Below are 7,567 nucleotides of genomic sequence, written 5' to 3' on the forward strand. Positions count from 1 at the left end.
ATCGGGGGTGGCCTTTCGTCGTGTCCGGGGCCGCGACCCGTGGTCCTCGCGCCGCGCGTTCCTCGCCGATCAGCGCACCAGCCGCACCGTGGTGGGGATCGGGCCGAAGGCCGACGTCGCGCCGTCCGGCTCGAACCCGTTACGCCGGTAGAAGGCCCGGGCACGGGGATTGTCGGCCGCCACCCAGAGCGAGGCCGGCCGATCGCCGAGCACCGCGTCCAGGAGCGCCTGTCCGACTCCGCTCCCGTGCTCGCGGGCGAGGACGTACAGCATCGAGAGCTCTTCCGGCCGGACGGCCTCGGGTTCCGTGGACGTACGGGCGGCGGCGAATCCCACGGTGTCGCCGACCGGGTCGACGGCGAGCACGGTGGTGAGGACGTGCTCGCGCAGAGTGGTCTGCCACATCCCGATCCGGGGCTCGACGGCGAACCAGGGGCTGCGATCCGGGTCCGCCACGAACCGACCGTAGGTCTCCCGCCAGGACGCGGCGTGGACGCGAGCGATCTCCTCGGCATCGGCCGGGGAGGCCGGTCGGATCGTCGTGCCACCGTCGGTGTCGGGGTGTGTCGCGTCGAGGTGTGCCATCGGGCCAGCGTGTCAGATCGCCTCTTGCGCTGCACTGGAGCAGGCCGGGGAGGCGGGGGACGGCGGGCCTCCGGTCGCCGGGAACAATCTTCGGAACCCGAGAGTTGAGTAGGGCAGACTCAAGTTCGACGGCTCAAGTTGCCAGATGCACTGGATCGCCGCAGACTTGAGCCCGGACGACTCAAGGCGCCGCTTCCGTGGCGCCGATCAGACGCGCAGACCTGGACAGCAGGACGAAGGAAGGCAACAGACATGGCACGTGCAGTCGGCATCGACCTCGGTACCACCAACTCCGTGGTCGCGGTCCTCGAGGGCGGCGAGCCCACCGTCATCGCCAACGCCGAGGGCTCCCGGACCACCCCGTCCGTCGTGGCGTTCTCCAAGACCGGTGAGGTGCTGGTCGGCGAGGTCGCCAAGCGCCAGGCGGTGACCAACGTCGACCGGACCATCAGCTCGGTGAAGCGCCACATGGGCACCGACTGGACCACGGACGAGGTCGACGGCAAGAAGTACACCTCGCAGGAGATCAGCGCTCGCGTGCTGGGCAAGCTGAAGCGGGACGCCGAGGAGTACCTGGGCGAGCCGGTCACCGACGCGGTGATCACCGTCCCGGCCTACTTCAACGACGCCGAGCGTCAGGCGACCAAGGACGCCGGGCAGATCGCCGGGCTGAACGTGCTGCGGATCGTGAACGAGCCGACCGCGGCAGCCCTGGCGTACGGCCTGGAGAAGGGCAAGGAGGACGAGCTCATCCTGGTCTTCGACCTGGGTGGCGGCACGTTCGACGTGTCCCTGCTCGAGGTGGGCAAGGACGACGACTTCTCCACCATCGAGGTCCGTGCGACCTCCGGCGACAACCGGCTCGGCGGTGACGACTGGGACAACCGGATCGTCGACTGGTTGGTGTCGCAGGTGAAGAACTCCAGCGGCGTGGACCTGTCCAAGGACAAGATCGCCGTGCAGCGTCTGCGGGAGGCCGCGGAGCAGGCCAAGAAGGAGCTGTCCTCCGCGACCAGCACCAACATCAGCCTGCAGTACCTGTCCATGAGCGAGAACGGCCCGATCCACCTGGACGAGAAGCTCACCCGGGCGCAGTTCCAGGAGATGACCAAGGACCTGCTGGAGCGCACCAAGGCGCCGTTCAACGCCGTGATCCGCGACGCCGGCATCAAGCTGGCGGACATCGACCACGTCGTGCTGGTCGGCGGTTCCACCCGGATGCCCGCGGTGACCGAGGTCGTGCGCGAGCTGACCGGTGGCCGCGAGCCCAACAAGGGCGTGAACCCGGACGAGGTCGTCGCCGTCGGCGCCGCGCTGCAGGCCGGTGTCATCAAGGGCGAGCGCAAGGACGTCCTGCTGATCGACGTCACCCCGCTGTCCCTGGGCATCGAGACCAAGGGCGGTGTGATGACCAAGCTGATCGAGCGCAACACCGCGATCCCGACCAAGCGGAGCGAGATCTTCTCCACCGCCGAGGACAACCAGCCGTCGGTGCTGATCCAGGTGTTCCAGGGCGAGCGCGAGTTCGCCCGGGACAACAAGCCGCTGGGCACCTTCGAGCTGACCGGCATCGCCCCTGCCCCGCGCGGCATGCCGCAGGTCGAGGTCACCTTCGACATCGACGCGAACGGCATCGTGCACGTCTCCGCCAAGGACCGCGGCACCGGCAAGGAGCAGTCGATGACCATCTCCGGCGGCTCCGGCCTGCCGAAGGAGGAGATCGACCGCATGGTCAAGGAGGCCGAGGCGCACGCGTCCGAGGACAAGAAGCGTCGCGAGGAGGCGGAGACCCGCAACTCCGCCGAGCAGCTGGTGTACTCCACCGACAAGCTGCTGACCGACAACGACGACAAGCTGCCCGAGGACGTCAAGACCGAGGTCCGCTCGGCGCTCGACGACCTGAAGAAGGCGCTGGAGGGCGAGGACCTGGCCGAGGTCACCGCCAAGCAGTCCGCCCTGGTGACCGCCAGCCAGAAGATCGGCGAGGCGCTCTACGCCCAGAACCAGAACGAGGCCGCCCAGCCCGCCGGTGGGGAGGCGCCCGCCGCCGACTCCGACGACGACGTGGTGGACGCCGAGATCGTCGACGACGAGGGTGAGAAGAAGTGACCGAAGAGCACCCCGAGGACACCCCGCGCTTCACCGACAAGCGGCGCATCGACCCGGAGACCGGCGAGGTGCGCGAGCCCACGGCCGAGGAGCAGGTGCTGGCGGAGGCCGAGGTCGCCGCGAGTGCCGGCGCCGAGCCGGACGCGCTGAGCGAGGCGGAGAAGCTGGCCGCCGAGCGCCTGGACGAGCTCCAGCGCCGGAACGCCGACTACTACAACCTCGAGCAGCAGTACTCGGCCTACGTGAAGCGGTCCAAGACCGACAACGCGGCCGCTCGGGACGGTGGCGTCGCGTCGGTCGCCGAGGCGCTGATCAGCGTCCTCGACGACATCGAGCTCGCTCGCCAGCACGGTGACCTCACCGGCCCCTTCGCGTCCATCGCGGAGAAGCTCGAGGCCACCCTCGGCCGGTTCGGGATCGAGCGCTACGGCGTCGCCGGGGAGCCGTTCGACCCGACGGTGCACGAGGCCCTGATGCACGGTCACTCGGCGGAGGTCACCGAGCCGACCGTCCAGCAGGTGCTGCAGCCGGGCTACCGGATGGGCGAGCGGGTGGTCCGCGCCGCCCGGGTGGCCGTGGTCGACCCGGAGTGATCAGCTCCGAGACCGGCATCCGGCCGCCGGGGTCCGTCGTGACCCCGGCGGCCGGGTCGCAGCCGGCAACGATGAGAAGGGAGGCGTCATGAGCGGACAGGACTGGTTGGAGAAGGACTTCTACGCCGTTCTCGGCGTCTCCAAGGACGCGGACGCGGCCACGATCAAGAAGGCCTACCGCAAGCTCGCCCGGACCATGCACCCGGACCACAACCCGGGGGACGCCAAGGCCGAGGCGAAGTTCAAGGAGGTCGGTGAGGCCTACGCGGTGCTCTCCGACCCCGATCAGCGTCAGCAGTACGACCAGCTGCGCGCCATGACCGGGGGCGCTCGCTTCCAGGCCGGTGGCGCGGGCGGCTCGTCCGGCGGCGCCGGGTTCGAGGACCTGTTCGGTGGCGTGTTCGGCGGGGGCGCCGGCTCTCCGGGCGGATCGCGGGTCCGGTTCGGCAACGGCGGTGGCGCGAGTACGGGTGGCGGATTCGAGGACATCCTCGGCGGCCTGTTCGGCGGCGGGGGTGGCGGCTTCGGCGGCCAGACCCGCGGGCGGCGCGGCACCGACCTGTCCGCGGTGACCACGCTGCCGTTCCGCCAGGCCGTCGAGGGGTCGACCGTGTCGCTCGGGGTGGAGGGCCGGACCGTGAAGGCCCGGATCCCCGCGGGCGTGCGGGACGGCCAGAAGATCCGGCTCCGCGGCAAGGGCCGGCCCGGTGAGGGTGGCGGACCGGCCGGTGACCTGGAGGTCACGGTGAAGGTCTCCCCGCACCCGGTGTTCGCGCTGGACGGCAACAACCTACGGGTCACCCTGCCGGTGACCTTCGACGAGGCGGCGCTCGGGGCCCAGGTGCAGGTGCCGACCCTGGACGGTGGCACCGTCACGATGAAGATCGCCGCCGGGACCCCCTCGGGCCGCACCCTGCGGGTCAAGGGCAAGGGGATCACCACCTCGGCCGGGGTCGGCGATCTGCTGGTCACCGTCCAGGTGGTCGTCCCGCAACGGCTGGACGGTGCGGCGAAGGAGGCCGTCGAGGCGTTCCGGGCCGCGACCGGCGGTCAGGACCCCCGTGCCGAGCTGATCGCGCAGGCCGGGACGTGAGATCTGCCGCGGGGCGCCGGGTCCGGCGCCCCGCGGTCCACAGCTGAGGAGAGGGGCAGCCGATGCCGGCGGAGAACGCGCAGGTGTACGTGATCTCGGTGGCCGCCGAGCTCGCGGGCATGCACCCGCAGACCCTGCGGCAGTACGACCGGCTCGGGCTGGTCTCCCCGGCGCGCACCCGTGGTCGGGGCCGCCGGTACTCCCTGCGGGACATCGCCACCCTGCGCGAGGTCCAGCGGCTCTCCCAGGAGGAGGGCATCAACCTGGCCGGGATCAAGCGGATCCTGGATCTGCAGGCCGAGGTCGAGCGACTGTCCGCCCAGGTGGACTACCTGCGCGGTCTGGCCGAGCCCGGGCGCCGGGTGTTCACCGCGCACCCGTCCGGCGACGTGGTGGCGATCGGCCGCAGTCGTCGCCGGCGCGCGGTGGCGGACCGCGTGGTCGAGTCCGCGGAACGGACCGAGCGGGCGATCGTGCTGTGGCGGCCGACCGGGCGCTGAGCCCTACGCGGCCGTCGCCTCCTGGTGGACCAGCGCGGAGATCCGGCGCTTGAGCGCGTTGAACTCCGCCGACGTGACGTCGCGGTCCGGGCCGAGCGGGATCCGGATCTCCTCCCGCACGTGCCCGGGTACCCCGTGCGCCGCCCCGCCCGCCATCACCACCACCCGGTCGGCCAGGTAGACCGCCTCCTCGATCGAGTGCGTGATGAACAGCACCGTCGTGCCGGTCTCCCGGTGGATCCGGGACAGCTCGCCCTGCAGCGACGACCGGGTCAGCGCGTCGAGGGCGCCGAAGGGCTCGTCCATCAGCAGCAGGGACGGGTCGTTGGCCAGGACCCGGGCGATCGCCACCCGCTGCTGCATCCCGCCGGAGAGCTCGCTCGGGAAACGGTCGGCGAACCGGGTCAGACCCACGGCGTCGAGGAACCGGTCGGTGCGCTCCTGGACCACGGGACGCTGCAGACGCGCCTGGCGCGGACCGTAGGCGATGTTCTCCCGGACCGAGAGCCACGGGAACAGGCCGTAGTCCTGGAACACGACCCCGCGCTCCGGATCGGGGCCGGTGACGGGCAGGCCGCCGACCTCGACGCTGCCCGCGGTGGCGTGCTCGAACCCGGCGAGGATCCGCAGCAGCGTGCTCTTGCCGCAGCCGGAGGCGCCGACGACGCAGACGAACTCGCCGGCCGGGATCTCCAGGTCGACGTCGGCCATCGCGGCGACGGGCGCGCCCGAGCGGCTCGGGTACTCCTTGCCCAGCGAGCGGACGCGGACGTCGGCGGGCTGGCGGGGGCGGACGGTGCCGATGTGAGGCATGCGTGTCCTCTCAGGTGAGGGTCGGGCGACGGCGGGTGACGAGGGTCAGGGCACCGCTGAGGAGTCGGTCGGCCACGAACCCGCACAGGCCGATCACGATCATCCCGGCGACGATCAGGTCGGTCTTGGACTGGTCGCGGGCCTGGGTGATCATCGCGCCGAGCCCGGTGCTGATCCCCACGGTCTCGCCCACGACCAGGATGACCCAGGCCAGTCCGAGCGCGACCCGCAGACCGCTCGCGATGGATCGCATCGAGGCGGGCAGGACCACCTTGTAGAGCACCTGCGCCGGACGGGTGCCCAGCATGGCGGCGGCCTCGATCAGCCGCGGCGGCACCTGGCGGACCCCGGCGATCGTGTTCAGCAGCACCGGGAAGAACGCGGCCAGGAACACCAGGAAGATGGCCGAGCCGTCGCCGTAGCCGATGATCAGCAGGGTCAGCGGCGCCCACGCGGTCACCGGGATCGGCCGGGCCAGGTTGACCGTGGGGTCGAGCATCCGGAACGCCAGCGAGTAACGCCCCATCACGACGCCGAGCGGGACCGCCAGCGCCACGGCGAGTCCGAACCCGGCGAGCACGCGCTGGGTGGAGGCCCACAGGTGTGCGGGCAGGGTCCCGCTGAACGCGTCGTCGACGATGCCGCCCGCCGCCAGGTCGACCAGGCGGCGGCCGACCTCCCACGGCGTTGGCAGGAAACCCATCTGGATGCCGAAAGGCAGGTCCCACGCCTGCTGGACCCCGATGGTCCAGAACACCAGGATCAGCGCCGGGACGGGCAGGGCGAGCAGGAAGGTGGCGCCGCGCGGACGACGGCGGACGAGGGTGGGTCGAGCCTGGGTGCTGCTCATGGCACTCCCTGAGGGTCGGGACGGGGGGTGGCCCGGACCGGGTCCGGGCCACCCGGAGGGTCAGGAGGTGCTGCCGGCCTCGGAGGCCTCGACGAAGGTGGGATCGATCAGCGCGTCGACGTCCACCTCCCCGTCGATCTGCCGGAGCGCGGTCATCTGCTCGATCAGCGCGGCCACCTGGGCGGTGTACTCGTCGTCGATCTCCCAGCGCGGCCAGATGTTCTGCACGGCGGTGTCCACCACCTGCTGGTCGATGCCGAACTCCGCGACCACACCGTCGGCCCAGGCCTGGGTGTCGTCAGCCATCTGCTCGGTGGCCCGGATGTGGGTGTCGACGACCTGCTGGACCAGCTCGGGGTCGGACTCGATCAGGTCCCCGGTGGTGTAGAGCCCGATGTTCACCCGGCCCACGGGGGTGTCGTACGGAGAGGCGACCTCCACGGCGCCGGCCTGGAGGGCGGTGGACGGGCCGAGCTCGGCGCTGGAGAAGGCGTCGATCCGGCCGGCGGCCAGCGCGCTCGCCATGTCGGAGAACGGGAGGTTCACCAGCTCGACGTCCTCGTCGGCGTCCATCCCGGCCGCCTCCAGGGTCAGCCGGAGCAGGATCTCCTGCGAGGAGCCCTGGGGGTAGCCCACGGTGAGCCCGGCCAGCGACTCGATGCCGTCCAGACCCTCGCGTCCGATGATCCCCGACCCGCCGTCCGCGGCCGCGGCGACCACGACCACGTCCTGGCCCGCCGCGCTGCCGGAGACGGCGGACGGCACACCCGCGACGCCGAAGTCGATGTTCCCGCTGACCACCGCGTTCTTGATGTCCGGCGAGGTGTCGAACTGCACCACCTCGAACTCCACGCCCTCGGGCGCGAGGTCCTGGTAGAGGAACGGGTGGTAGAGGTGCGGCTGCCCCTTGAGGGTGCCGACCGTCACGACGGTGGTGCCGTCGTCGTCCGCGGCACCGCCAGCGGCGTCCGGGCTGCAGGCGGACAGGGCCGCGACGACCAGGGCGGTCGACGCGAGGGCGAGG

8 protein-coding genes are annotated in these 7,567 nt (G+C 71.5%); 4 read left to right on the plus strand and 4 right to left on the minus strand.

Features of this window, described 5'->3' with window-relative positions:
* Nucleotides 1-69: 69 nt before the first annotated feature.
* Complete coding sequence (locus OGL89_RS16550) at nt 70-585, minus strand: GNAT family N-acetyltransferase (protein WP_263121275.1); 516 nt, start codon at nt 583-585, stop codon at nt 70-72.
* 252 nt (nt 586-837) lie between these two features.
* Between OGL89_RS16550 and dnaK the strand changes: the two genes are divergently transcribed.
* The 4 genes from dnaK (at nt 838) to OGL89_RS16570 (ending at nt 4,880) form a co-directional block, all read left to right on the plus strand.
* The gene (gene dnaK / locus OGL89_RS16555; RefSeq protein WP_263121276.1) at nt 838-2,694 is read left to right on the plus strand and encodes a molecular chaperone DnaK; all 1,857 of its coding nucleotides are present in this window, start codon (nt 838-840) and stop codon (nt 2,692-2,694) included.
* Nucleotides 2,691-3,287 (plus strand): nucleotide exchange factor GrpE, encoded by a 597-nt coding sequence (grpE, locus tag OGL89_RS16560; protein ID WP_263121277.1) that lies wholly within the window; start codon nt 2,691-2,693, stop codon nt 3,285-3,287. The genes dnaK and grpE overlap by 4 nt, the downstream gene beginning before the upstream one ends.
* Nucleotides 3,288-3,375: 88 nt before the next feature.
* On the plus strand, nt 3,376-4,380 hold the full coding sequence (locus tag OGL89_RS16565) for a DnaJ C-terminal domain-containing protein (RefSeq protein ID WP_263121278.1): 1,005 nt from the start codon (nt 3,376-3,378) through the stop codon (nt 4,378-4,380).
* A 62-nt stretch (nt 4,381-4,442) separates the two neighbouring features.
* Entirely contained in the window at nt 4,443-4,880 is a 438-nt protein-coding gene (locus OGL89_RS16570; protein WP_263121279.1) for a helix-turn-helix transcriptional regulator, read from the plus strand.
* Between the two features lie 3 nt (nt 4,881-4,883).
* On the opposite strand, the gene OGL89_RS16575 is transcribed toward OGL89_RS16570, so the two are convergent.
* From OGL89_RS16575 to OGL89_RS16585, 3 genes are all read right to left on the minus strand, one after another.
* Nucleotides 4,884-5,693, minus strand: coding sequence for an ABC transporter ATP-binding protein (locus OGL89_RS16575; protein WP_263121280.1), 810 nt, complete (start codon nt 5,691-5,693; stop codon nt 4,884-4,886).
* 10 nt (nt 5,694-5,703) lie between these two features.
* On the minus strand, nt 5,704-6,543 hold the full coding sequence (locus OGL89_RS16580) for an ABC transporter permease (RefSeq protein WP_263121281.1): 840 nt from the start codon (nt 6,541-6,543) through the stop codon (nt 5,704-5,706).
* Between the two features lie 60 nt (nt 6,544-6,603).
* A partial coding sequence (locus OGL89_RS16585; protein WP_263121282.1) for an NrtA/SsuA/CpmA family ABC transporter substrate-binding protein occupies nt 6,604-7,567 on the minus strand: 964 nt, incomplete at its 5' end.

It is taken from the genome of Cellulomonas sp. RIT-PI-Y (assembly GCF_025642745.1).
Lineage (GTDB): Bacteria > Actinomycetota > Actinomycetes > Actinomycetales > Cellulomonadaceae > Cellulomonas.